The sequence below is a fragment of the Acinetobacter sp. TAC-1 genome, from assembly GCF_029025845.1.
GTDB lineage: Bacteria > Pseudomonadota > Gammaproteobacteria > Pseudomonadales > Moraxellaceae > Acinetobacter > Acinetobacter guillouiae.
This window is the reverse complement of record NZ_CP118892.1, coordinates 1,371,796-1,394,673: the sequence shown is the minus strand read 5'-3', so window position 1 is coordinate 1,394,673 and position 22,878 is coordinate 1,371,796. Positions and strand designations below refer to the sequence as shown.

22 protein-coding genes and 2 pseudogenes are annotated in these 22,878 nt (G+C 39.9%); 6 read left to right on the top strand and 18 right to left on the bottom strand.

Annotation, left to right across the window (positions count from 1 at the left end):
- Nucleotides 1-80: 80 nt before the first annotated feature.
- From PYV58_RS06440 to PYV58_RS06405, 8 genes are all read right to left on the bottom strand, one after another.
- Nucleotides 81-695: a TetR/AcrR family transcriptional regulator gene (locus PYV58_RS06440; protein WP_034611403.1), complete on the bottom strand. Its 615-nt coding sequence runs from the start codon at nucleotides 693-695 to the stop codon at nucleotides 81-83.
- A 406-nt stretch (nucleotides 696-1,101) separates the two neighbouring features.
- Nucleotides 1,102-1,950, bottom strand: a complete 849-nt coding sequence (locus tag PYV58_RS06435; protein WP_034611400.1) for an SDR family oxidoreductase — start codon at nucleotides 1,948-1,950, stop codon at nucleotides 1,102-1,104.
- Nucleotides 1,951-1,954: 4 nt separating this feature from the next.
- A complete protein-coding gene (gene dmpG, locus PYV58_RS06430) occupies nucleotides 1,955-2,980 on the bottom strand; it encodes a 4-hydroxy-2-oxovalerate aldolase (protein ID WP_034611397.1) in 1,026 nt (341 codons plus the stop codon).
- 3 nt (nucleotides 2,981-2,983) lie between these two features.
- The gene (locus tag PYV58_RS06425; protein ID WP_034611394.1) at nucleotides 2,984-3,952 is read right to left on the bottom strand and encodes an acetaldehyde dehydrogenase (acetylating); all 969 of its coding nucleotides are present in this window, start codon (nucleotides 3,950-3,952) and stop codon (nucleotides 2,984-2,986) included.
- 9 nt (nucleotides 3,953-3,961) lie between these two features.
- Nucleotides 3,962-4,741 (bottom strand): fumarylacetoacetate hydrolase family protein, encoded by a 780-nt coding sequence (locus PYV58_RS06420; protein ID WP_034611393.1) that lies wholly within the window; start codon nucleotides 4,739-4,741, stop codon nucleotides 3,962-3,964.
- On the bottom strand, nucleotides 4,738-6,474 hold the full coding sequence (locus tag PYV58_RS06415; RefSeq protein ID WP_051670980.1) for a bifunctional 3-(3-hydroxy-phenyl)propionate/3-hydroxycinnamic acid hydroxylase: 1,737 nt from the start codon (nucleotides 6,472-6,474) through the stop codon (nucleotides 4,738-4,740). Before PYV58_RS06415 ends, PYV58_RS06420 begins: the two co-directional genes overlap by 4 nt.
- Before the next feature lie 17 nt (nucleotides 6,475-6,491).
- Nucleotides 6,492-7,496: a VOC family protein gene (locus PYV58_RS06410; protein ID WP_034611390.1), complete on the bottom strand. Its 1,005-nt coding sequence runs from the start codon at nucleotides 7,494-7,496 to the stop codon at nucleotides 6,492-6,494.
- 12 nt (nucleotides 7,497-7,508) lie between these two features.
- Complete coding sequence (locus PYV58_RS06405) at nucleotides 7,509-8,369, bottom strand: alpha/beta fold hydrolase (protein ID WP_034611387.1); 861 nt, start codon at nucleotides 8,367-8,369, stop codon at nucleotides 7,509-7,511.
- A 220-nt stretch (nucleotides 8,370-8,589) separates the two neighbouring features.
- Here PYV58_RS06405 and PYV58_RS06400 point away from each other — a divergent pair, with 220 nt between their 5' ends.
- The gene (locus PYV58_RS06400) at nucleotides 8,590-9,876 is read left to right on the top strand and encodes an OmpP1/FadL family transporter (protein ID WP_034611385.1); all 1,287 of its coding nucleotides are present in this window, start codon (nucleotides 8,590-8,592) and stop codon (nucleotides 9,874-9,876) included.
- A 53-nt stretch (nucleotides 9,877-9,929) separates the two neighbouring features.
- Here the strand turns inward: PYV58_RS06400 and PYV58_RS06395 are convergent, their stop codons facing one another.
- The gene (locus tag PYV58_RS06395) at nucleotides 9,930-10,394 is read right to left on the bottom strand and encodes a DUF2147 domain-containing protein (protein ID WP_034611382.1); all 465 of its coding nucleotides are present in this window, start codon (nucleotides 10,392-10,394) and stop codon (nucleotides 9,930-9,932) included.
- 188 nt (nucleotides 10,395-10,582) lie between these two features.
- Between PYV58_RS06395 and PYV58_RS06390 the strand changes: the two genes are divergently transcribed.
- From PYV58_RS06390 to PYV58_RS06375, 5 genes and pseudogenes are all read left to right on the top strand, one after another.
- Nucleotides 10,583-11,662 carry an amidohydrolase family protein gene (locus PYV58_RS06390; RefSeq protein WP_034611379.1) on the top strand — a complete coding sequence of 360 codons (1,080 nt, stop codon included), beginning with the start codon at nucleotides 10,583-10,585 and terminating at the stop codon, nucleotides 11,660-11,662.
- Nucleotides 11,663-11,681: 19 nt separating this feature from the next.
- Nucleotides 11,682-12,635, top strand: a complete 954-nt coding sequence (locus tag PYV58_RS06385; protein WP_034611376.1) for a fumarylacetoacetate hydrolase family protein — start codon at nucleotides 11,682-11,684, stop codon at nucleotides 12,633-12,635.
- A gap of 17 nt (nucleotides 12,636-12,652) precedes the next feature.
- Nucleotides 12,653-13,090 (top strand): annotated as a pseudogene (locus PYV58_RS06380) (DUF2147 domain-containing protein).
- Nucleotides 13,091-13,159: 69 nt separating this feature from the next.
- Nucleotides 13,160-13,381, top strand: a pseudogene (locus tag PYV58_RS22855) (site-specific integrase); the annotation flags it as partial.
- A gap of 179 nt (nucleotides 13,382-13,560) precedes the next feature.
- Nucleotides 13,561-14,832 carry a tyrosine-type recombinase/integrase gene (locus PYV58_RS06375; RefSeq protein ID WP_004699746.1) on the top strand — a complete coding sequence of 424 codons (1,272 nt, stop codon included), beginning with the start codon at nucleotides 13,561-13,563 and terminating at the stop codon, nucleotides 14,830-14,832.
- 21 nt (nucleotides 14,833-14,853) lie between these two features.
- Here the strand turns inward: PYV58_RS06375 and PYV58_RS22850 are convergent, their stop codons facing one another.
- The 9 genes from PYV58_RS22850 to PYV58_RS06335 all read right to left on the bottom strand — a co-directional run bounded on the left by PYV58_RS22850 (nucleotide 14,854) and on the right by PYV58_RS06335 (nucleotide 22,868).
- Nucleotides 14,854-15,012 (bottom strand): hypothetical protein, encoded by a 159-nt coding sequence (locus PYV58_RS22850; protein ID WP_324097330.1) that lies wholly within the window; start codon nucleotides 15,010-15,012, stop codon nucleotides 14,854-14,856.
- A 157-nt stretch (nucleotides 15,013-15,169) separates the two neighbouring features.
- Entirely contained in the window at nucleotides 15,170-16,120 is a 951-nt protein-coding gene (gene trxB / locus PYV58_RS06370) for a thioredoxin-disulfide reductase (protein ID WP_004699744.1), read from the bottom strand.
- Between the two features lie 18 nt (nucleotides 16,121-16,138).
- The gene (gene arsH, locus PYV58_RS06365) at nucleotides 16,139-16,843 is read right to left on the bottom strand and encodes an arsenical resistance protein ArsH (RefSeq protein WP_004699742.1); all 705 of its coding nucleotides are present in this window, start codon (nucleotides 16,841-16,843) and stop codon (nucleotides 16,139-16,141) included.
- 5 nt (nucleotides 16,844-16,848) lie between these two features.
- On the bottom strand, nucleotides 16,849-17,889 hold the full coding sequence (arsB, locus tag PYV58_RS06360) for an ACR3 family arsenite efflux transporter (protein WP_004699740.1): 1,041 nt from the start codon (nucleotides 17,887-17,889) through the stop codon (nucleotides 16,849-16,851).
- A gap of 7 nt (nucleotides 17,890-17,896) precedes the next feature.
- Nucleotides 17,897-18,370 (bottom strand): arsenate reductase ArsC, encoded by a 474-nt coding sequence (locus tag PYV58_RS06355; RefSeq protein ID WP_004699737.1) that lies wholly within the window; start codon nucleotides 18,368-18,370, stop codon nucleotides 17,897-17,899.
- A gap of 6 nt (nucleotides 18,371-18,376) precedes the next feature.
- Nucleotides 18,377-18,697: a metalloregulator ArsR/SmtB family transcription factor gene (locus PYV58_RS06350; RefSeq protein WP_004699734.1), complete on the bottom strand. Its 321-nt coding sequence runs from the start codon at nucleotides 18,695-18,697 to the stop codon at nucleotides 18,377-18,379.
- A 59-nt stretch (nucleotides 18,698-18,756) separates the two neighbouring features.
- On the bottom strand, nucleotides 18,757-19,191 hold the full coding sequence (gene arsC, locus PYV58_RS06345) for an arsenate reductase (glutaredoxin) (protein WP_004699732.1): 435 nt from the start codon (nucleotides 19,189-19,191) through the stop codon (nucleotides 18,757-18,759).
- A gap of 146 nt (nucleotides 19,192-19,337) precedes the next feature.
- The gene (locus PYV58_RS06340) at nucleotides 19,338-19,700 is read right to left on the bottom strand and encodes a copper-binding protein (RefSeq protein ID WP_034611368.1); all 363 of its coding nucleotides are present in this window, start codon (nucleotides 19,698-19,700) and stop codon (nucleotides 19,338-19,340) included.
- Nucleotides 19,701-19,733: 33 nt separating this feature from the next.
- On the bottom strand, nucleotides 19,734-22,868 hold the full coding sequence (locus PYV58_RS06335) for an efflux RND transporter permease subunit (protein ID WP_004699728.1): 3,135 nt from the start codon (nucleotides 22,866-22,868) through the stop codon (nucleotides 19,734-19,736).
- Nucleotides 22,869-22,878 lie beyond the last annotated feature (10 nt).

Genomic DNA, 22,878 nt, shown 5'->3' with positions numbered 1-22,878 from the left:
GTTGCATCAAAGCAAGAATCGAGTTAATTACTTCACTCGGTTCTAAATGAAATACTATCAAAGTATTTTAGGATGAAACATTATAATTCTAATAATGGCGTTAATTCCCTTCTTGCAATCTCATAGGCTTCATCACGATCTACGCCCATTGCGTATAGCAATAACTCAGCGATTTCAGTACCTGCATCTCTCCAGGTTTTATGTCCTTCTAATACGAGAAAAATAGATGTCAAAACAGATCCTGCGATCAAAGACATGATGGAAAGCAGTTGATCCTCACGGAATGTATATCGCTTATTGTCTAAACCAGCCATTACATCTGGCAATGGTGAATCACTACTTGACCATAAGGCCATTAATGATTTTGAACTGAAAGCAAAGCGGCATATAAATCGTCCCCAATCGGACTCTTCATGGGCTCTACGAACATACATACGAATACCAGTTGCAAGGCGAATAGCCGAATCTGATTCATTCCCTAGTGTTTTAATAACACGTGCATTCATTTCTTCCGCAAGTTGAGATGCGATGTCTTCGAACAATGTATCAGGATCTAGCTGATTATTATAAATAGTACCACGAGCCACACCAGAAGCTGAAGCGAGCTCACTTATACTAATATTAGTAGAGCCTTTTTCAGCAAAAAGTTTTAATGCTGTCTTATGGATTCTTTGCTGTGATGAAGATAAACGCACAATTTAAACCTTTTGAACAAGAATGCAGTATTTGAACAATTTTGACTATTATTATACAGATTATACCATTCATCAAAACTTTTTGTGAGTTTCTTACGTAACCAACCCAATTTTGCTTTTATCGGTTGATCTGCATTTTTCCAATAGACTGAGTAACTTGCTCACGAATATGCTATATACCTTGTTGCATAATATCTAAAGTAGATATTCACTCCCCAAAGCTAAAATAAAACGTTGAGGCTTGGGAATCAGTAAATATCCTAGTCCAGTAGAAATAAGTGGAAAAATATCTCCACTTCTTAACTTATTATTCAGTTTAAATGTTTTAAGAAATTTCTGCGCAGTTGTATTTTGCTGAATATCATTGGCATTTTAAGAATACATCCCTGTATTCTTAAAACTTAGTTTATTGTTTTGCCCAATCTAGGCTCTTTTCCCATAACTCATTGGCTAAATTAATATTCTGAGCAGCAGGCGAAGAAACTTTGACTTTACAATCTTCGTAATAGAACCCCGTATCGCTAGCAAGCTGCGGTTGGGTAGCACAATAAAGTGTTGTTTTCGCACCTTCCTCGGGGCTAATCATAAAGCGACTAATGAGCTTAACTAAGGGTTGTGGCAAACCTCGCCATACATTGGTTGAAACAATACCCGGATGAATGGCATAGGTGGTTACACCTGTACCGTACAAACGTCGTCCCAATTCTTTTGCGAACAAGATATTGGCGAGTTTGGCGACTGCATACTCTTTTAAACCGCCAAAACTCTTGGTGAACTGCAGTACAGTATTAAAATCAATGTCCTGTGCATGTCGGTGTGCCTTACTTGCAACCACAATCACGCGTGCAGGTTTTGATTCAATCAATTTTTCAGTGAGTAATTGGGTGAGAAGAAAATGTCCGACATGGCAAACCCCAAACGTAAGTTCAAATCCTGAAGCGGTCATGCCTTTCTGACCAGCCAAACCTGCATTTGCAATCAGTAAATTCAAAGGCAAATTTCGAGAAAGAAATTGTTCCGCACACTGTCGTACAGAGTCTAAATCAGCAAGATCTAACTCTATAAACTCCACCTTTGCACGCCCAAAACTAAGACTTTGGATTTCTTGAAGTACAGCTTGTGCTTTCTTTTGAGAGCGACACGCTAAAAAGACATGATAGCCTTGTAAGGCTAGCTCTCTTGCAGTGACTGCACCTATACCAGAGTTTGCACCTGTAATTAAAGCGACTTTACCATTTAATTTGAATTGAGACATGCTGTTATCCTGCCTGTTGCTGTTTCAAAAGATCTAAAGCGACATCAACAATCATATCTTCCTGCCCACCCACCATACGACGACGACCCAATTCCACTAAAATATCAACGGTATTTAAATCATAACGTTTAGAAGCAATTTCGGCATGACGCAAGAAGCTTGAATATACCCCAGCATACCCTAATGCAAGTGTTTCACGATCTACTCGTACTGGGCGATCTTGCAATGGTCTCACTAGTTCATCAGCAGCATTCATCAACGTAAATAAATCAGTACCATGATGCCAACCTAAACGTTCAGCAGCGGCAATAAAAACTTCTAGTGGTGCATTGCCAGCACCAGCCCCCATACCCGCAAGGCTGGCATCAATACGGTCACAGCCTTCTTCCACAGCAACAATAGAGTTCGCAACGCCTAAACTTAAATTATGGTGCGCATGTATACCTGTTTGTGTTTCAGACTTTAGAACATCTTTCATCGCTCGGAAGCGTGCGCGAATATCATTCATCGACATCGCACCACCTGAATCCACCACATAGATACACTGTGCACCATAGGACTCCATCAGTTTACCTTGTTGTGCCAATGCTTCAGGCGTGGTCATGTGGCTCATCATCAGGAAGCCCACGGTATCCATACCTAACTCTCGGGCATATTCAATATGCTGTTTGGAAATATCAGCTTCTGTACAGTGTGTCGCAACACGAACAACACGGGCACCTGCCTTATAAGCCGCTTTGAGATCGTGAATCGCACCAATGCCAGGTAACAATAAGGTTGCAATTTTCGCATGGTTGAGTACATCAGCAGCTGCCTCAATCCATTCCAGATCTGTATGTGCGCCAAAACCATAATTGAAGCTTGAACCTTGTAATCCATCACCATGCGCAATTTCAATACTGTCTACTCTTGCTTCATCTAAGGCTTTGGCAATTTGTTGCACATTTTGAATGGAGTACTGATGGCGGACTGCATGACTGCCATCACGTAAAGTCACATCGGAAATATATAATTTTTTGATCTTATCCATCGTTCAACCCTCAACCAATGCACGTTGTGATTGGAGTGATGCAGCCATTTTCTCACCTGTTGCCAACGCTGCCGAAGTCATAATATCTAGATTGCCCGCATAGGCAGGTAGGTAATGCGCTGCACCCTCAACTTCTAAAAACACACTGGTTTTTAGCCCAGAAAATTTCCCTAATCCTGCAATATTAAGTGGGACAGATTCAGGAATCACCTCGAACTGGACTTTTTGTTTTAAGCGATAGCCAGCAACATATTTTTGAACCTCAGCCACCATCTGCTCAATCGAGGCTTCAACCGCAGCCTGATCCGCAGCTTCAGACAACACATACACCGTATCACGCATCAATAAAGGAGGTTCAGCAGGATTGAGGACAATAATAGCTTTGCCTTTTACTGCACCACCGACCGTTTCCAAAGCTTTCGATGTTGTTTCAGTAAACTCATCAATATTTGCCCGTGTTCCAGGACCAGCTGACTTACTGGAAATAGAGGCCACAATTTCAGCATAATGGACTTTGGCAACTTTTGAGACCGCTGCAACAATCGGAATCGTTGCTTGTCCACCACAAGTCACCATATTTACATTGAACTGATCGATATGTTGCTCAAGATTCACCACAGGCACACAATATGGACCTATTGCCGCAGGAGTTAAATCCACCATACGGATATTTGGCTTATGTTGTCTTAATATTGCATCGTTTTTAATATGTGCATTGGCAGAGGTGGCATCAAAAACAATATCGATCTGCTTAAATTCAGGTAGGTGAATAAGCCCTTGAACACCTTCAGACGTGGTTGCAACCCCCATTCTTTGGGCACGAGCCAAGCCATCCGATTCTGGATCAATACCAACCATGACAGCGATTTCAAGATGCTCAGCATAACGTAACATCTTGATCATGAGATCACTGCCGATATTACCACTACCAATAATTGCAGCCTTGATTTTATTTTTTGATTGATTATTCATGTTCTCCACCTATACCAACTGGCAACTGACAGAACCTAAACGACCAATATAGGCAGTCACCCGATCACCAGCTTTGACATTGACCATTGGTCCCAGCGCACCAGATAAAATGACCTCACCAGCTTTTAAACCAATCCCTTTTTCACACATGGTACGAGCCAACCACCAAGCGGCTTTCAATGGATGACCTAAACAAGCGGTTCCATTACCTTTTGATGCCAGAACTTTATTGTGTTCAAGTTCCATTTTTACTTTTGCTAGATTTAAGCTGCCTATTTCGATTGGCTGATTTCCTAGAACGAACAAACCACAAGATGCGTTATCGGCTACCGTATCTTCCAGTGTGATTTTCCAGTCATGAATCGCGCTATCGACGATCTCTAAAGCGGGTAAGGCATAAGCCAATGCAGATATGAACTCACCCCACGATGGTATTGGTCCAACGAGATCATGCCCAACAATAAAAGCAATTTCAGCCTCAATTTTAGGTTGCAACAATTGACTGACTGGAATACTGTCACCATCTAGATATTCCATATCATCAAATAAAATTCCAAAATCAGGTTGATCTACACCTAGCTGTTGTTGAACCGCTTTGGAGGTTAAACCTACTTTCTTCCCGATAATTCTCGAACCTTGGCTCAGCTTATATTCTGTATTGATTTGTGCCACTGTATAAGCGTCATCCAACCCAGAGACTTGATAACGCTGAGTAATTGGGGCAATTGTTTCACCAGATTCACGCGCCTGTCTGAGGGCTTCTGCTGCTGCATGTAAATGTATACTCATGCGCTCACCTCATTGTAATGCGTGGTTCTCTGACCAAGTCCCAATTGCTGTTGTAACTGTTGAATAACTGCATTGATTTCCACTTGTCTAGAAACAGCAAAGGTAAATCGATCAGGTCGCAATAAAGCAACAGGTTTATCTTGCCCACTCTTTATTAACCAGTTCACCATATTGCCCTCGATATCTTCTACTTCCAATACATCAGGGTTCAGGTTCCGTGCAGTATGTGCTTGTGGGCGTTCAGCATAGGGATAAAGCGTAATAAACTGACACCCCAACTGTTTTAGAAACTGCTTAAATGTTTCAGACATGCCTTCTGTTGGGTCTACACTTAATCCAATTAAGGCATAGCCATTACCTAGCAAGGAATCCAGTAAAGTTTGTTTGCCATCAAAGCCTCTAACTATAGGCTGTGGTGAAAGACTACCTTCTGGGCTCGAACGATGCTGACGCGGTAAACCAAAATACTGACCTTTGGTATAGACAGGTTTTGGTTTAAAGCCACCTTCCTGCCCCCACTCTTTGAGTTTAGGAGTAGCAAGCACTCCTTTAATCACGCCATCACGGATTTTTCCAATCAATGGGTTGGTCATTGAAACAAGGTCTTTGAGTAATACTGAACCTTGTATCATTGCTTTAGCATGATCATGACGCTCACTTTCATAGCTATATAATAGTTTTCCACCCGCTTGACCATTGAGTACCGCACTGAGTTTCCAACCTAAATTGGCTGCATCACGGATACCTGAACTTGCACCTTGCCCCATAAATTGTGGAGTCATGTGGGCAGCATCACCTGCCAGAAACACACGTTTATCTCGCCATTGATTTGCAACCAAGGCATTGAAGGTATAGACCAGTTTACGTTTTACTTCAAAGTCATCAGGATTTACGAATTTGGATAACAACATACGTACTGTTTCAGGTTGTTCCATATATTCTTTGGTTTGACCTTTTTTCAGCATAAACTCAAAGCGATGGAATCCATCTGGCTGTACACAGCTCACTACTGGTAGATCTGGATCAACTACAAAATTAAAATACGGTAGATGACGTAAGCCCTTATTTCGATCTTTCTGTTTTAGATCCACAACCAGCCATGGCTCTGGGAAGTTTTTCCCTGACATTTCAATACTAAGCTTGGCACGAACCGTACTACGACCACCATCAGCGCCGACCAAATAACGTGCGGTAACTTGTTGGACGTCATTATCCCCCTGTACTTCTGTTTTAACATCAGTCTCATCACTAAAACGATAGACTTGTGTTGCCTGATGAATCACAGTCACACTGTCTGCATCTTGACTAAAATTAATCAGCTCTCGTCCACGCAAAATTTGAACATTTGGATATTTGGCTAAAGCATTGGTTAAAGAAGTTTCTAAATACGGCTGATAATAGAAATTCACCACCGACCAACCGAATGGACGTTTAAGCGGCTTGTATTGTGCAATCACGGTTCCATCTGGACGAACCAGTTGTACAGGCGTATCCAAGAGCATATCTTTTTGCAGTTCTTCTGCCATATCAATCGACTGGAAAATACGCATACATTCATCATCGGTATACACCGCACGGGCATTGCCATAAAATACAGGTTCACGTTCCAACACCAATACTTGGTGTCCACGTTTGCCTAAAATATGGGCCAACACCAATCCAGTTGGTCCTAGACCTGCAATCACCACATCAACATTTTGTGATACTGGTTTTTTAATTTTCTGACCTGTCATGTTTAGAACCTCTAAAACTAGATGGGTGAATATTCAGGATGAATCACAGTTGAGATTCCCTGTTTCAAATTATTTAAATTGGTGGAAAGCATATACAGCTTGCTTAAATTCTCGGGCTTGTGCCCCCAAGAACTGATTGCAAAATACTTGGTCGGTTTCCATGTGCTTTCATCTACCACCAATGGAGCCCATCCAAACTCAATTTCAAAACCTGATGGACTAATCACATAAAATGACAATTCCTTGTCATTTGGATGCTGCCCAATCTCATGCGCCATTTCATAACCAAGCTGCTTACATCGTTGAAAGGCATTGGATAAGTCATCTAAAGAAGTGCCTTGCAGATTCATGTGTTGCACTTTAGTCCGAATCGGATCTAGCGCGACTTCTCTGGTTGTCGCAATCGCAACTGAATGATGACGTTCATTTAGACGTAAGAAAGTTACATCCAGTGTTACACCACTAATGACTTGCTCAATCTGGTCACTCAATCTTGCATCAAAGATTTCTTGCCAAAACCGTTGCATCTTTAAAGGCTTCCGCGAGGTAATCGCTACATGCCCCATTCCGGCATCACCCGTCACAAAGCTTGAGGTCAACATATTTAAGGGTTCATCACTCAAGTTGGCTTCAACAAACAGCTCGATATTCTGTTTTTTAGGTCCTAAGATGCGCCAGAATTGTTTTACCCCTCTTTGCTCAGCCTCTGCCAGCGTACTTTTTTCAACGGCAATATCACGTTCAACCAATCGATTGAGAATAATGTCTAGTGATTTTTGGTCTATCACCTGCCAGCCCAGTGCAATAAAATCTTCTGCACTGCCTTTTTGTACAATCAAGCGTTTGGCATGATGGTCCATACGAAAGCTAAGTTCATTCATTGACTGTTCTTCATCGTTAAAGTGCAGCCCTAAACCTTGTTGCAGAAACATATTCCACTGTTTTAATTTGTTTGATTCAATCACGACATAACCCATACGGACTGAACCAAAAATATCCTGATCTATTGTGGTGCTATTCATATACTCACCTTTTCAATTGATAGCTTGTCTAGCAAAGAAATCTAGACTGAGTTGATTAAATTCATCAGCTCTTTCCCACTGCACCCAATGACCCGTGTTCGCAAATAAATACACATCGCAATTTGGCATGATTTTCTGTAAGGTTAATGCTCCACTTGGACGGTTCACTAAATCATTCGCCCCCCAAACCACTAAAGTTGGAACTTTACATTTTTTAAGTCGTGAATCACGACTAAAGTCCATGCGAATAGCACTTTTCAACCCTGTAGGTCGTCTTAATGGCGGTGACGCGATCACATCTGGATCAATACTGGCTTGAAAACGTTCTCGTATGACACTTTCTGGAACTTGACTGCCATCAAAAACCAGATATTCACGGATAAAGGTTCTGAGCTTATCCATACTTGGTCCTTTACCGCCGTAATAATTTAATAGGCAGTTCAGACCTTTCGTCGGTAGACCTTTGGTCGTATTAATTCCACCAGGTCCCATAAGAATCAAGCTTGCTACTCGTTCTGGTTGTTCTAGCGCCATGCGTAAGCCGCATGCACCACCAAGTGAATTGCCAATGATGTGAACTTGCTTAATTTTCAATGCATCCAACAAACCCAACATTATTTCAGCTAAATCTCCAAATGGATCATCTCGATTTACACCTTTTGAAGATTGCCCATAACCCTGCATATCTGGGATAAGGACACGATGTTTAGTCGCTAAAGCGTCTATATTTTTAGAATAATTCGATAATCCAGAAGCACCTGGACCACCGCCATGCAACATAAGCACGGGAAAACCGTCACCTTGTTCACTTAGGAAAATCTGTCTCTGACCAAATTTCACCACTTGGGATGTCAACGTATGAGTGTTCGTCATTTTTTCTTTCTCAAATACTCTATATACTTAATTTGAACACAACTGTTCAAATTAATCAATATTTGTTCACTTTTTTTAAACTTATACATTTCAGATAGATATAATTTTTATAAAAATTTCTTCATAAACAACATTAAAAAATATAATTTTTACATAGTAATTGATTATTGAACACTTTTGTTTAATATTAAATACTCATGTAAAACTTAAGGATGATGTTGTGATCGGACCACTCAAATCAAAACTAATATTTATTGCTCTTTTAAGCCCAGCCTCTTTAACTTATGCATCTGGTGTTTTTGTCGATACTCAGACTGCATCTGGTGTAGGTTATGCTTTTGCGGGGTCATCAGCACTTGCACAGAATGCAAGTGTGGTCGCCTATAATCCTGCAGCAATGATGGGTTTAAGTTCAGGCCATTATTTGTCAGGTTCAGCATCCTATGTTGATGCACAAACCAATTTCAAAGGGGAAAAAAACTCATCAATTTCCCCCATCGTTCCAACAGGGAGTGAGGAAGCTAACATTGAACGAAAATTTATCGTGCCAAGTGCCCAATATGTATATCGCAGTGAACAACCATTTGCTGTAGGGATGAGTGTATCTCCACTTTATGGCAATAAAGGTGAGTGGGATAAAGATTTTGTTGGGCGATATCAAGGGCTTAAAACTGAAGTCACAGGTGTGAACGTAAATGCTTCATTGGCATTTGAAATCAATCCGCAACTCATGGTTGGATTAGGATTAAATTATCTTGATTTTGATGCCACGCTTACCAGAAAAGCGGCACCACTGATCAATACTAATCCACCTCTTTACTTGGGGGATGCTCAGGGTGAATTAAAAGGAGACGGAGATGGGTGGGCTGGCAATATAGGGATATTCTTACGACCAACAGATAAGTTAGATCTGGGTTTAACTTATCGTTCTGAAACAAGTTTAAAACTGGATGGTTCTCTAACCGTCACAACACCTGCTGCAAAATTGGTTAATCCAGCTACGGTCGAGGTTAAAATGCCACAAAGTGCGAGTTTGGCAGGCGCCTATCGTTTTACGCCTCAATGGACAGCGCTTGCAGAACTTACTTGGTATGATTGGTCTGTTCTTCCTGCTTTTAGTGCAGTAAATCCTAACAATAATGCCGTTGTATACGAGGAACAACTTAACTTTAAAGATGGTTTAAGATCAAGTATCGGCGCACTCTATCAAATTACACCGATAACACAACTTCGATTCGGTATGGCTTATGATCAATCCATTGTTGAGTCATCCTCTGATCGAACAGTCCGATTTCCAGATGCCGATAGAATCTGGCTTTCATTGGGGGCAGGTTTTCAAATGACACAAAACCTCGGTATAGATGTTGGGTATTCACATATTTTTGCAAATGAGGCAACAATTGAAAGTCCAACTGTTGTTGCAGGTAAACCAACGATGCAGACACTCAATGGTTCTTTTGACACTGACGCAGATATTTTTTCACTTCAGTTAAATTATAAATTTTAATGATATAGCCCAAGTTCACATTATAAAATAAGGTGGACTTGGGTTATTAACACTTAGTCTATTTTTATCCAAACCTGACTTCGACCTAAGGCTGAAGTACCAATATATCCTCGTAAAATTATTCTTGTACCATTCCCATTCATTTTAATTTTTCCTTTATAAATATTACCATTCATCGGATCAATCACATGACCATCATTATACTCATTAGGTCGATTCATATTTTTCTTAAACCCATAAAGAATCCTCATTTCTTTCAATGGTATATCTTTTAACTCACCCTTACATTTAAAACATTTATCCATTAAAGCCGAACTGTGACCAGGCAGAGGGTATATTTCCTCAATTCTACCTTCGTATTGACCTTCATAGCTTTTGTAAATGTTGATCTTGGCTCTTACATAACCATTTTTATCATCTATTGCCTTCCACATCCCCGTAATATCTTGAGCCCATGTATTTGATATAAAAATATTGAATAGAAAAATCTGGATAAAAATCATCCCTACTGATTTCATAAACGTTTTCCCCCGCTCGTTAAAATTATCTTTTCAAAAAAACTAAACGTATTCCAATTAAAATAATACAAAAATATTAAACACAATTGTTCAATTTTAATCACTATTGATCTAATATAAGCATATTGATATTTTGTTGTCTAGAAATACTAGCGACTAAAAAATTACAACTCTGCTGAGGAACAGATATGACAAACACAATATTTCAGCAAGGAAGAATTGATGTGCATCATCACATTGTTCCTCCAGTTTTTAGAGAAGCGATGCTGAATAAAGGCATCGATAAAGTCGCTGGTGCCCCATTACCTATATGGACACCAACACAATCGATTGACATTATGGATCAGATTGGCACTGAGACTGCACTCGTCTCTCTGTCCGCTCCCGGTGTCTATTTTGGAGATGTACAAGAAGCATGTCGCTTGGCTCGTCAATGCAATGAATACACGGCTGAAATGCGTCAAAACTTTCCAAATCGGTTTGGATTCTTTGCCGTTCTTCCAATGCCACTGACCCAAGAAGCTTGTGCCGAAGCGATATATGCATTAGAAGTCCTGAAAGCGGATGGTATTGTCTTATTGGGAAGTACCAATGGTATTTTTCTTGGTGACAGCCGCTTTGAAGAACTCATGTTTGAACTCAACAAACGTAAAGCGATTGTTTTTATTCATCCAAATCTGCATGAGACCAGCGAAAATCTAGGATTAACCACGCCTGGATTTATTCTTGAATTTTTACCTGATACCACACGTGCAGCAGTTAATTTAATTACTTCTGGCGCGATGGAGCGCTATCCAGATATCCAGTTTATTCTCGCGCATGCAGGGGGTTTCCTACCTTATATTGCATGGCGAGTCTCACTAGGTAACCTAATGACTGAAATGAATAAAAATGCACCACAAGGAATCATGACCTACATCAAGCGTTTTTATTTTGATACTGCTTTATCACCATCTCCTTACGCCATGTCGGCATTAAAGGAACTTGTAGGCTCAGAAAGAATTTTATTTGGTAGTGATTTTCCATTTGCACCGGCACCTGTGTCTCATATGCAAGTACAGACCCTTGGCGAGTTAAGTATTTTTAATGAGTCAGATCATTATAAAATTCAAAGAGGAAATGCACTTAGTTTGTTCCCTCAATACAAAAAAGCAAAAGAAGAAGCCAGTCCACGCCCAATTTACCAACAAGAATCCTTTGGTAATAAATTTAAACGTTGGATGATCCAACCGATTATCGCAATCGCAGAAAAAAAGCGTGCGAAATAGGCTTATTGAGACATTTGTTATGGCTTTACATATAGTTCATTTTATTGATCCTCAACATAAAAAACGTTGGGGACTCATTCAGGAAGATCAAATTACTTCATTGCTGCATGAGTTTGAAAGCACCCAAGAAATTATTCAATGTGGCATTCTAGAACTGGCAAAATTAGCAACGGAGAGTAAAGAAAAATACTTACTCAATGAGATAGAGCTACTGAGTCCAATCACGAATCCATCGCAAATATTATGTCAGGGGGCAAATTACCGCCAGCATATGCTTGATTCGGGAATCAACCCTGATACCCAGTCATTTAATATGTTTTTTACCAAATCATTGGCATCCCTTCATGGACCAACAGGATGGATTGAAAAACCAAATCACGTTAATTTACTAGACTATGAAATTGAATTAACACTGGTATTGGGTAAAAAAACGCAATGCGGTGTCACAGTCACTACAGATAACTTACATGAATATATTGCAGGTATATGTATTGGCAATGATATTTCAGCGCGTGATATACAAATTCCACAAATGCAATTTTATAAGGGAAAAAGCTATCGTACATTCTGTCCGCTCGGTCCTGTACTTTGTTTATTGAATAAGGCAGAAATGCATTATCTCAACAAGCTACAACTTAAATTGAAAGTAAATGGCGAAGTCCGTCAACAGGATTCGACCGAGAATCTAGTCTTTAAACCCGCTGAGACACTGACTGAATTCTCTCAGATTACTAATTTTGAAGTCGGTGATGTACTCATGACAGGTACACCATCTGGATGTGCACTTGGATTGCCATCGACAACACTGATAAAAATGACAGGGCTTTTACCTGAGAAGCTCAAATGGCAATTGTTTAACAAAAGCCAGTCCCAACGCTCTCAATATCTAAAAATTGGTGATCAGATTGAATCTCATATTTTTAGTAGTGATGGCAAAATCAATTTAGGCTATCAAAAACATACTGTTTGTTAAGTAGAGAATCCATTGTTATGAAAAAATATTTGTTTTTGTGTTTACTTGCTGCTCATCCCGTTCATTCATACGCATCAGACCAGCTCAATGGTACGGTATGGAAAACGATTGATGATCAAACCAATCAACCAAGAGCTCTTGTAAGATTTAATGAAGATAAAAATGGTGTTCTATCAGCGACCATTGAAAAAATTCTGGTTCCTAGTGAAGCGAATAAATGTAGTAAGTGCGAAGGAGCCTACCAAAACAAATCACTAGTTGGTCTGACTATCGTCAAAAATTTAAAAAGTTCAAGTGAAAACAAATATACGAATGGATCAATCTTAGATCCTTAGACAGGTAAAACCTATAGCTTTAATGCAACTCTATCTCCTGACGGCAAGAAGCTCAGTGGTCGAGGTTATATCGGTATTTCTGCACTGGGTAGAAGCCAAACCTGGTATAAAGTTAAATGATTTGAAAAAATTAGAGTTTTCTTATTTTTGGATTGAGTAGTAGATTCAATCCAAAAAAAGTATACCCCATTCCGCCCTGCCTATAACACTTGTCATACTTATGCGACCGTGTGCTTAATGAACGGACTCAATCCAGTCTATGTGGCTTCACAGCTGGGTCATAGTTTGGTGATGCTAATAAAGCGTTATAGGAAGTAAATTAACTCAGATAAGAATAAAGAAGATTTCGCTATAATTTCAAATAGTGCCAAAATTGTGTCAAATAAAAAGGGAATCAAACTATTCGTTTGATTCCCTTTAAGATATTTGGCGGAAGCGGTGTCCGTCTAACACCAATCCTAAGAAGTCCAATCCAATATTATAAATTAATATTTTTCAATTAATTACAATTACACCCATCCAACTCAGTCTTGTCTAATCCGACTATTTCCAGTATTTTATGAGGGGTAATTTGAGGGGTAGACAATAACATGCCAAAGAAAGCTAAAGAGCTATCTGCGCTTAGTGTAGCAAAAATTAAAGAGACTGGTCGATATCACGTAGGTGGTGTTGATGGTCTTTGTTTAAACGTCGAAGGAACTTCCCGTGTCTGGATTTTACGTGCGGTGGTGGGAAAACATCTGGATAAAGATGGAAAATTAAAACCTCATCGACGTGATATTGGTATTGGTCCATACCCTGAAGTTTCTTTAGCTGAAGCTCGTGCTAAAGCCACTGAATTAAAATTACAAATACGAAGTGGTATTGATCCAATTGTCCATCAACAGGAACAGCTTGCAAAGCTTCATGTTCAGCAACTACGGAACAAAACATTCATGGAATGTGCAAAAGTTGTTATTGCCAATAAAACCCGTGAACTCAAAAATGAAAAACATATTGGACAATGGTCATCAACACTAGAAACTTATATTTACCCAACTTTGGGCAATCTTACTATTAGTAACATTACCAAAGCCGATATTGCTGAAGTTTTAAGACCTATTTGGGTTGAGAAAAACGAAACAGCCAAACGTATCCGTGGTCGTATAGAAACCATTTTTGATTATGCCAAAGCAATGGGATATTTTGAGGGTGACAACCCTGCCGAATGGAAAGGCAATCTTGAACCTATATTAGGTAATTTAAAGCAGGAATCACGCCCTCACCCATCCCTGCCCTATGAACAGGTTGCTGAGTTTATCCAACACTTAAGACAGAAAAAAGGAATTTCACCAAAAGCTCTGGAATTTGCAATTTTAACCGCCTGTCGCTCTGGTGAGATTTTTGGGGCGAAATGGCAGGAAATTGATTTTAAGAATAAAGTCTGGATTATTCCTAAAGAACGTATGAAAGCAGAAAAGGAACATCATGTGCCTTTGTCGAAAGAAGCGATAAGTTTGCTTGAATCAATTCAAAATCATACTCTAATTCAAGATTTCATCTTCCCTGCGCCACGGAGTGGTGAGATGCTTTCTGATATGTCTTTGACGACCCTAATCAAACGACTGCATGAGCAAAAGCTTAAAGAAAATGGCTTAGGCTATATTGATCCCAAACAAAACCGAGTCATTACAACGCATGGCTTTCGGTCTACTTTCCGTGATTGGTCGGCAGACAAAACAGATTACCGTAGAGAAGTGTGTGAACATGTTCTCGCACACAAACTTCCAGATAAGGTTGAAGCTTCTTATTTACGTGGAGGCTATTTAGAAAAACGTAAAGGCTTAATGGCTGATTGGGCAACATATATCATGCACAAATAGCCTGAAGCCATGTGGTACAGCTCAAAAAAGTACAATCCCAATTACAAAAACACTTAATATAAAAATAAGAGATAAAGGAATTTTATCTCTTATAAATCTGAATTTTAATTGCTCATCCATCCAACTAATTTGATGTTCCCAAAAGAATTTGTAATGAGCATACCAATTACTAAAAAGGATCTGCTTACTTATCCCACACTCGCTTTAAGTAAGCGAATCCGAAATAGAGAAACGCTGGCGTAACACTATAAGTAGCTAAATAAAAAAACAATATAGAAAATCTAACTCCACCCATGAGAGGTGGAGTTAGCTTGATTTATTTCAGTGAATGTATTGATTATTCTTGATTGTCTAAATACTTTTCAGCATCCAATGCTGCCATACAACCCGAACCAGCCGAGGTAATCGCTTGACGATAAATACTGTCTGCCACATCACCCGCAGCAAATACACCCTCGATAGATGTAGCTGTTGCATTACCCGTAGTTCCACTTTGGACTTGGATATAGCCATCACGTAGGTTCAATTGACTTTCAAACATTCCTGTATTGGGTTTATGTCCAATCGCAACAAACAAGCCTTGCACTTGAACATCTTGGATACTTGCATCTTGAGTGGATTTAATACGTACCGCCGTTACACCTGTGTTGTCACCTAAAACCTCATCAACTTGATGGTTCCAAATAATGCTGATTTTGCCCTCTTTTTCTTTGGCAAAAAGATGGTCTTGCAAAATCTTTTCAGAACGCAGACTGTCACGACGGTGTACCAGTGTCACATGTGCAGCGATATTTGACAGATATAAAGCTTCCTCAACCGCAGTGTTACCACCACCAACCACCATGACATTTTGGTTTTTATAGAAGAAACCATCACAGGTTGCACAGGCACTCACACCCTGCCCCATGAAAGCTGCCTCTGACTCAAGACCTAGATATTGAGCCGTTGCACCTGTTGCAATAATCAGTGCATCACAAGTATATTCACCCATGTCACCTTTGAGTACGAATGGGCGAGTTTTGAGATCCACCTCATTGATGTGATCATAGACCATTTCTGTACCAAAGCGTTCTGCATGCGCCTGCATACGCTCCATGAGTACAGGACCAGTTAAGCCCTCAGCATCGCCAACCCAATTATCAACTTCAGTCGTTGTTGTTAATTGCCCGCCTAATTGTAGTCCAGCAATCAATGTTGGTTTGAGGTTGGCACGAGCTGCATATACGGCTGCACTATAACCCGCAGGTCCCGAACCTAAAATAATTAAACGAGAATGTTGATTTTGCATTTAATTTTCTCCAGCATTCTACAAACTTCGCTGATTAACACGTTTTGATAATTCTTCAGCAGATTCTTTACGCTCAGAATAACGATCAGTTAAATACTGACTTTGCCCCCGTGTCAGCAAGGTGAATTTATACAGCTCTTCCATCACATCCACGATACGGTCGTAATACGATGATGCTTTCATTCGCCCATCTTCTTCAAACTCTAAAAATGCTTTTGGAATTGAAGACTGATTCGGAATCGTGATCATCCGCATCCAACGCCCTAAAATACGCATTTGATTGACACTATTGAAAGATTGCGAACCACCACTGACTTGCATTAGTGCCAGTGTTTTTCCTTGAGTGGCACGAATCGCACCACCTGCCAATGGAATCCAATCTATCTGTGACTTAAAGATCGAACTCATTGAACCGTGACGTTCAGGCGAACACCACACCATGCCCTCTGACCATGCCAAAAGCTCATGTAGTTCTTTTGCTTTTGGGTGTTCCATATCCGCATCTTCTGGCAAAGGTAGCCCTTTCGGATGAAAAATTTTAACCTCAGCACCAAACTGTTCCAAGATTCGACCTGCTTCCATCACGGCTAAACGACTATACGAACGCTCACGGTTAGAACCATATAACAACAAAATACGTGGCGCATGATCTAACGATTTAGCTTGAACTTTTTCCAAAGTTGGCTGTTCAAGTAGCTCCATATCAACATTAGGAAGATTCATTACAATTACACCGATTTAAAATACTTTTTTCTGAGCCATAGAGACACACTCACTAAAGCGATCAATACAGGTACTTCAACTAAAGGACCAATCACGGTGGTAAATGCCACAGGTGAAGCCAAACCAAAGGTTGCAATCGCTACAGCCAAAGCCAACTCAAAGTTATTACCAGCAGCCGTGAAAGAAATTGCTGTGGTTTTAGGATAGTCATTGCCCATCCATTTACTCATAAAGAAGCTGATGAAAAACATCACAATAAAATAAATCGTGAGTGGGATTGCGATACGCAGAACATCCAATGGTAAGCTCACTACATCACCACCTTTTAGGCTAAACATTGCCACGATGGTAAAAAGAAGTGCCAATAAACTGAGTGGGCTGATCTTGGGTAAAAAGACATTTTGATACCAATCTAAGCCTTTGGCTTTGACCAAAACCAAACGAGTCAAGAAACCAAGAAGAAATGGAATCCCCAAGTAAACCAACACCGCATGGGTAATCGTCCAGAAATCAACATTGATCACTTGCCCTGCAATACCGAAATAGGGTGGCAAGAATGTGAGGAACAGCCAAGCATAGGTACTAAAAAACAGAATCTGGAAAATACTATTGAATGCCACCAACGCTGCTACATATTGGTTATCACCACAGGCTAAACCATTCCACACCAAGACCATTGCAATACAGCGAGCCAAACCGATCAGGATCAAGCCTGTCATGTACTCTGGATAGCTATGTAAAAAAATAATTGCTAATGCAAACATTAATACAGGCGCAATCACCCAGTTCTGCACCAAAGACAAAGTTAAGGTTTTCTTGTCTTTAAACACTTGTGGCAAAGTAGCATAGTCCACTTTGGCTAAAGGTGGATACATCATCAGAATCAAACCAATCGCAATTGGAATATTGACGGAATCCACACTCATTTTGTCTAAAGTAACGGAAGCTTGCGGAAAGAACACACCTATCGCAATCCCCAATGCCATGGCGATAAAAATCCATAGAGTGAGGTTACGATCTAGAAAAGATAATCTTTGTTGAGCCATGATGTTCTCATTCAATATGCGAAATTTGATTGATTGCTGCAATCAAATCTGGGCGAGACATATGAGTTGTATCTAGTGCCAATAAAGCGTCTAAGCGGCGGTTGATATGATCAACAGTAACTTGGAATGCTTTTAATTTTTCTTCTTTCGGCAAATCTAAATGTGAAGGATCAGCCAAGCCCCAATGTGCCTTAATCGCTCCACCTAAATAAAGTGGACACGCTTCTTGAGCTGCTGAATCGCAAACAGTAATCACGACGTCAGGTTGATATTGTTCGCAGTCATCAATGGTTTTACTCCACAAACCATCTGTTGAGAGACCAAGATTTTCTAAAGTTTCTATAGTCAATGGATGTACTTGCCCTGATGGCTTACTACCTGCACTGTATGCTTTCCATCCTTCAGGCGCACGACTGTTAAAAAGGACTTCTGAGAGGATGCTACGGCAACTATTTCCAGTACACAAAAAAAGAAATTTCATATTCTATTACTCACAATAGCTATTTATTTGGATATTTTGGGAATCTTTATTTACTATGGTTTGACTGCTTACCAAAAGATTCAGAACGTCATGGCACCACATTGGTAATTGCGGATTAATGCTGTAATACACCCATTGGCTTTGTCTCCTGTCCTGTAAGAGACCAGAAGAACGCAATAACGCTAAATGCCTAGAAATCTTTGGCTGACTCAGTTGCAACTTTTCAGTCAAATCACAAACACATAATTCTTTATTCTCAGCGACTAAAGTCACGATATTTAGTCGAGTTTCATCTGATAAGCATTTAAAAAAATTAACTTGGTCCATTCTTAACTCCCATTCACTTATTTGGATATGCGGATAATCACATACAAAAAGTAAAATTTTTAATTCACTCGTTGACCATTTTCATCAATCACTTTTTCACCATCCTCTTTCGTAAAGGCACCCTTCTGAGGTAATGGTAGAATATCTAAGACAACTTCAGAAGGACGGCTTAAGCGAGTGCCTAATTCAGTAACAACAAATGGTCGATTAATCAATATTGGATGATCAAGCATAAAACTAAGTAACTGCTCATCACTCAAATCACTACGATCAAGGTCTAAATCCCGATAAGGATCTACATTCTGGCGAATGGCCTCTCTTACTGTTAATTTTGCATCCTGAATCAATTTAACTAATTCGTCATGACTAGGTGGTGTAATGAGATATTCAATCACAGTTGGCTCAATCCCTGTATTACGGATCAAAGCCAAAGTGTTGCGAGATGTCCCACAAGCTGGGTTGTGATAAATCGTCACAGTTGATGAAGTTGTCATCGAATTGAGCTCTTTTGATAATTTATAATATCTTTATATTCGAATTACCATATATATGCAATACCATATGTTTTGTTTTTTATTAGAGAATAAGGCTCTTTTGAAAAGAACCTCATTACTATCAAAATTCTATCTACTAAATCATCCTATTTTTTTAACTTAGCAGCTACGACTGTGTATGTTTCTCCCTCAGCCTTTAATTCAAAATCAACTTTTTCCCCTACTGCAAGCCCATTCAATAATGCAGGATCAGCAACTTTAAAGCCCATGGTCATCGCAGGCCATTTAATCGCAGGAATTGCCTCATGATCGAGTGTCAAAATATTTTCTTTCGTATCAATAGCCGTAATCACTCCAACTGCTTGAGTTGTCGTTGCTGTAGATGATTCTTTACTCATCTGCTCCATAGGCGCTTCCGCTTTCTTTTGCTCTGACGCCTCATTTTTACTACATGCACTTAACGCAGTAACAGTGGCAACAAGAGCGACAATTTTAATAAATTTAAACATAATAAAACCTCTTTGAACGAAATAAGAAAACTATCAAGATTTTGATAGTTTTCTTTTGATTAAAAGCTGATATGCAGCGGGAATAACAAACATTGATAAAAGTGGAGCTGAAATCATGCCCCCAACCATAGGTAAAGCAATACGACTCATCAATTCAGAGCCCGTTCCAGTTCCTAAAAGGATAGGAATCAAACCCGCCAGAATGACAGCTACAGTCATCGCTTTAGGGCGAACCCGTAGTACTGCCCCTGTACGAAGGGCATCATTGAGTTGCTGCTCAGTTAAAGATGATAAATTTTGTTGAGCATGTTCTATCGCCTGCTTTAAATAAAACAACATGACCACTCCAAACTCTGCGGCAACACCGGCAAGTGCAATAAAGCCTACTGCAATGGCAATTGAGAAATTATAACCACTGAAATACATTGCCCAAATACCACCAATTAAAGCGAATGGTAGAGTCAGCATAATCAGAGCAGCATCTTGTACTTGTCTAAAAATCAGATACAGCAATAGAAAAATGATCATCAAAGTGATTGGTATTACTACCTTTAGGCGAGCATTTGCTCTTTCCATAAATTCAAATTGACCTGAATAACTAATACTCATACCCGCAGAGCGTTTCACTTGTTGGTCAATAGACTGTTTCAAATCCCGAACAACGGAGGCTAAATCACGTCCTTGTACATCAACATAGACCCAACCACTTGGACGAGCATTCTCACTTTTTAACATCGGAGGACCATCTGTGATTTGAATGTTGGCAACACTACTCAAAACAATTTGCTGACCTGATTCAGTCAGAATTGGTAAATTTCTTAATGCCTCAAGTGAATCTCGAATTTCTCGCGGATAACGTACATTAATAGGATACCTTGCTAACCCTTCAACAGTTTCACCAATATTTTCCCCACCAATTGCTGATGACACAATTTGCTGTACATCGGTGATATTGAGACCATAGCGTGCAGCTTCCATTCGATTAATATCGATATCAACATATCGCCCACCAGTGAGTCGTTCAGCTAAAGCTGAGCTAACACCGGGCACTTTTTTGGCAACCTGTTCAATTTGTTGTGCTACCCGATCAATATCTTGCAAATCATTTGCTGAAATCTTGATCCCGATTGGGCTTTTAACCCCGGTCGCCAACATATCAATTCTGTTACGAATAGGCGGCACCCAGATATTTGTTAAACCCGGTACTTGAACAGCTTTATCCAGTTCTTTTATCAACTTATCTGGTGTCATACCTGAACGCCATTCAGATCGTGGTTTAAACTGAATCGTGGTTTCAAACATTTCTAAAGGTGCAGGATCTGTAGCCGACTCTGCTCGCCCAGCTTTACCAAATACAGTGGCAACCTCTGGAACAGTTTTAATCATTCGATCAGTCTGTTGAAGTAATTCAGAAGCTTTTGCTGCGGACAATCCCGGTAAAGCTGAAGGCATATACAGTAAATCACCTTCATCCATATTAGGCAGGAACTCTCCACCTAATTGCGTTAAAGGAAAAAGACTGATAAGAAAAATGAGTAACGCACCTAATAACGTTGTCTTTGGATAAGCTAAGACTTTATCTAACATAGGACGGTATATTTTGATGAGAAAACGGTTTAATGGATTCCGTTGTTCAGATGGTAACTTCCCGCGAATCCAGTATCCCATCAAAACTGGAATCAATGTAATAGATAGCCCCGCAGCAGCAGCCATGGCATAAGTTTTAGTAAATGCCAATGGAGAGAACAATCGTCCTTCTTGTGCTTGCAAAGTAAAAATGGGAATAAAGGATAAAGTAATGATGAGTAAACAGAAAAATAAAGCAGGCCCAACCTCACTGGCAGAACGTGTAATGATGTCCCAACGCTCTTGTATTTCTAAAACTCGATCAGGATGTTCATGTTGCCAAGCTTCGATATGCTTATGTGCATTTTCGACCATAACCACAGATGCATCAACCATAGCACCAATCGCGATTGCAATCCCACCCAATGACATGATATTGGCATTTAGTCCCTGATAATACATCAATAAAAAGGCTGACAAGATTCCCAAAGGCAAAGAAACAATCGCAACCATTGCTGAACGTAAATGCCAGAGGAATAGCCCACAAACCAAAGCCACTACAATAAACTCTTCAATTAATTTATGGCTGAGATTCTCTACCGCCCGATCAATCAATTGACTGCGGTCATACACAGAAACAACTTGTACACCTTTCGGTAGACTTTGTTGTAATTCAGCAAGTTTTTCTTTTACAGCAGTAATGGTTTCACGTGCATTTTTACCAGCACGTAAAATCACAACACCTCCAACAGTTTCCCCTTGTCCATTGAGTTCAGTAATTCCACGACGCATTTCAGGACCGAGTTGAATCGTTGCAACATCTCCAAGAGTGATTGGAACACCTAAATCGTTTGTACGTAACGGAATCTGCCGAAAATCTTCTAATGTTTTTAAATAACCTGAAGCTCTCACCATATATTCAGTTTCAGCCATTTCTAGGACTGAACCGCCAGTTTCCTGATTTGCCTTTTGAATTGCTTCAATTATGCTTCGCTGAGTTATACCGAATGCTGCCATTTTGGTTGGGTCTAAAACAACTTGATATTGTTTAACCATCCCCCCAATTGTGGCGACCTCAGCCACATTTGGTACTGTCTTCAGTTCATACTTCAAAAACCAATCTTGTATGCTTCGCAGTTGTGAGAGATCATGTTGCCCTGTTGGATCAACCAAAGCATATTCGTAGATCCAACCAACACCTGTAGCATCTGGTCCTAATGAAGATTTTGCATTTGCAGGCATTCTTTCTTGTATTTGATTGAGATATTCCAATACACGAGAACGTGCCCAATAAAGATCAGTATGTTCATCAAAAATGACATAAACAAACGAATCACCAAAAAAAGAATAGCCCCGAACAGCTTTAACACCGGGTACTGATAACATGGTCGTTGTTAAAGGATAAGTCACCTGATTTTCAACAATTTGTGGTGCTTGACCGGGAAAATTAGTTCGCACAATCACTTGTACATCAGACAGATCTGGCAAAGCATCAACCGGAGTATTCTTGACAGCCCAAGTTCCCCAAACGGCAAGAACTACAGCAGCTAATAAGACAAATACTCGATTTGTAATTGAAAAACGAATAATACGGGCGATCATAATGGTTCTC

What these genes read in the sequence shown, in the direction of transcription:
- PYV58_RS06350 (WP_004699734.1), bottom strand. Translation starts at nt 18,697, where the DNA reads ATGGACCAAGTTAATTTTTTTAAATGCTTATCAGATGAAACTCGACTA.
- PYV58_RS06355 (WP_004699737.1), bottom strand. Translation starts at nt 18,370, where the DNA reads ATGAAATTTCTTTTTTTGTGTACTGGAAATAGTTGCCGTAGCATCCTC.
- PYV58_RS06405 (WP_034611387.1), bottom strand. Translation starts at nt 8,369, where the DNA reads ATGACGAACACTCATACGTTGACATCCCAAGTGGTGAAATTTGGTCAG.
- arsB (WP_004699740.1), bottom strand. Translation starts at nt 17,889, where the DNA reads ATGGCTCAACAAAGATTATCTTTTCTAGATCGTAACCTCACTCTATGG.
- PYV58_RS06390 (WP_034611379.1), top strand. Translation starts at nt 10,583, where the DNA reads ATGACAAACACAATATTTCAGCAAGGAAGAATTGATGTGCATCATCAC.
- PYV58_RS06395 (WP_034611382.1), bottom strand. Translation starts at nt 10,394, where the DNA reads ATGAAATCAGTAGGGATGATTTTTATCCAGATTTTTCTATTCAATATT.
- PYV58_RS06410 (WP_034611390.1), bottom strand. Translation starts at nt 7,496, where the DNA reads ATGAATAGCACCACAATAGATCAGGATATTTTTGGTTCAGTCCGTATG.
- arsH (WP_004699742.1), bottom strand. Translation starts at nt 16,843, where the DNA reads ATGAATCTTCCTAATGTTGATATGGAGCTACTTGAACAGCCAACTTTG.
- PYV58_RS06385 (WP_034611376.1), top strand. Translation starts at nt 11,682, where the DNA reads ATGGCTTTACATATAGTTCATTTTATTGATCCTCAACATAAAAAACGT.
- PYV58_RS06375 (WP_004699746.1), top strand. Translation starts at nt 13,561, where the DNA reads ATGCCAAAGAAAGCTAAAGAGCTATCTGCGCTTAGTGTAGCAAAAATT.
- PYV58_RS06435 (WP_034611400.1), bottom strand. Translation starts at nt 1,950, where the DNA reads ATGTCTCAATTCAAATTAAATGGTAAAGTCGCTTTAATTACAGGTGCA.
- PYV58_RS06420 (WP_034611393.1), bottom strand. Translation starts at nt 4,741, where the DNA reads ATGAGTATACATTTACATGCAGCAGCAGAAGCCCTCAGACAGGCGCGT.
- arsC (WP_004699732.1), bottom strand. Translation starts at nt 19,191, where the DNA reads ATGACAACTTCATCAACTGTGACGATTTATCACAACCCAGCTTGTGGG.
- PYV58_RS06335 (WP_004699728.1), bottom strand. Translation starts at nt 22,868, where the DNA reads ATGATCGCCCGTATTATTCGTTTTTCAATTACAAATCGAGTATTTGTC.
- dmpG (WP_034611397.1), bottom strand. Translation starts at nt 2,980, where the DNA reads ATGGATAAGATCAAAAAATTATATATTTCCGATGTGACTTTACGTGAT.
- PYV58_RS06340 (WP_034611368.1), bottom strand. Translation starts at nt 19,700, where the DNA reads ATGTTTAAATTTATTAAAATTGTCGCTCTTGTTGCCACTGTTACTGCG.
- trxB (WP_004699744.1), bottom strand. Translation starts at nt 16,120, where the DNA reads ATGCAAAATCAACATTCTCGTTTAATTATTTTAGGTTCGGGACCTGCG.
- PYV58_RS06425 (WP_034611394.1), bottom strand. Translation starts at nt 3,952, where the DNA reads ATGAATAATCAATCAAAAAATAAAATCAAGGCTGCAATTATTGGTAGT.
- PYV58_RS06415 (WP_051670980.1), bottom strand. Translation starts at nt 6,474, where the DNA reads ATGACAGGTCAGAAAATTAAAAAACCAGTATCACAAAATGTTGATGTG.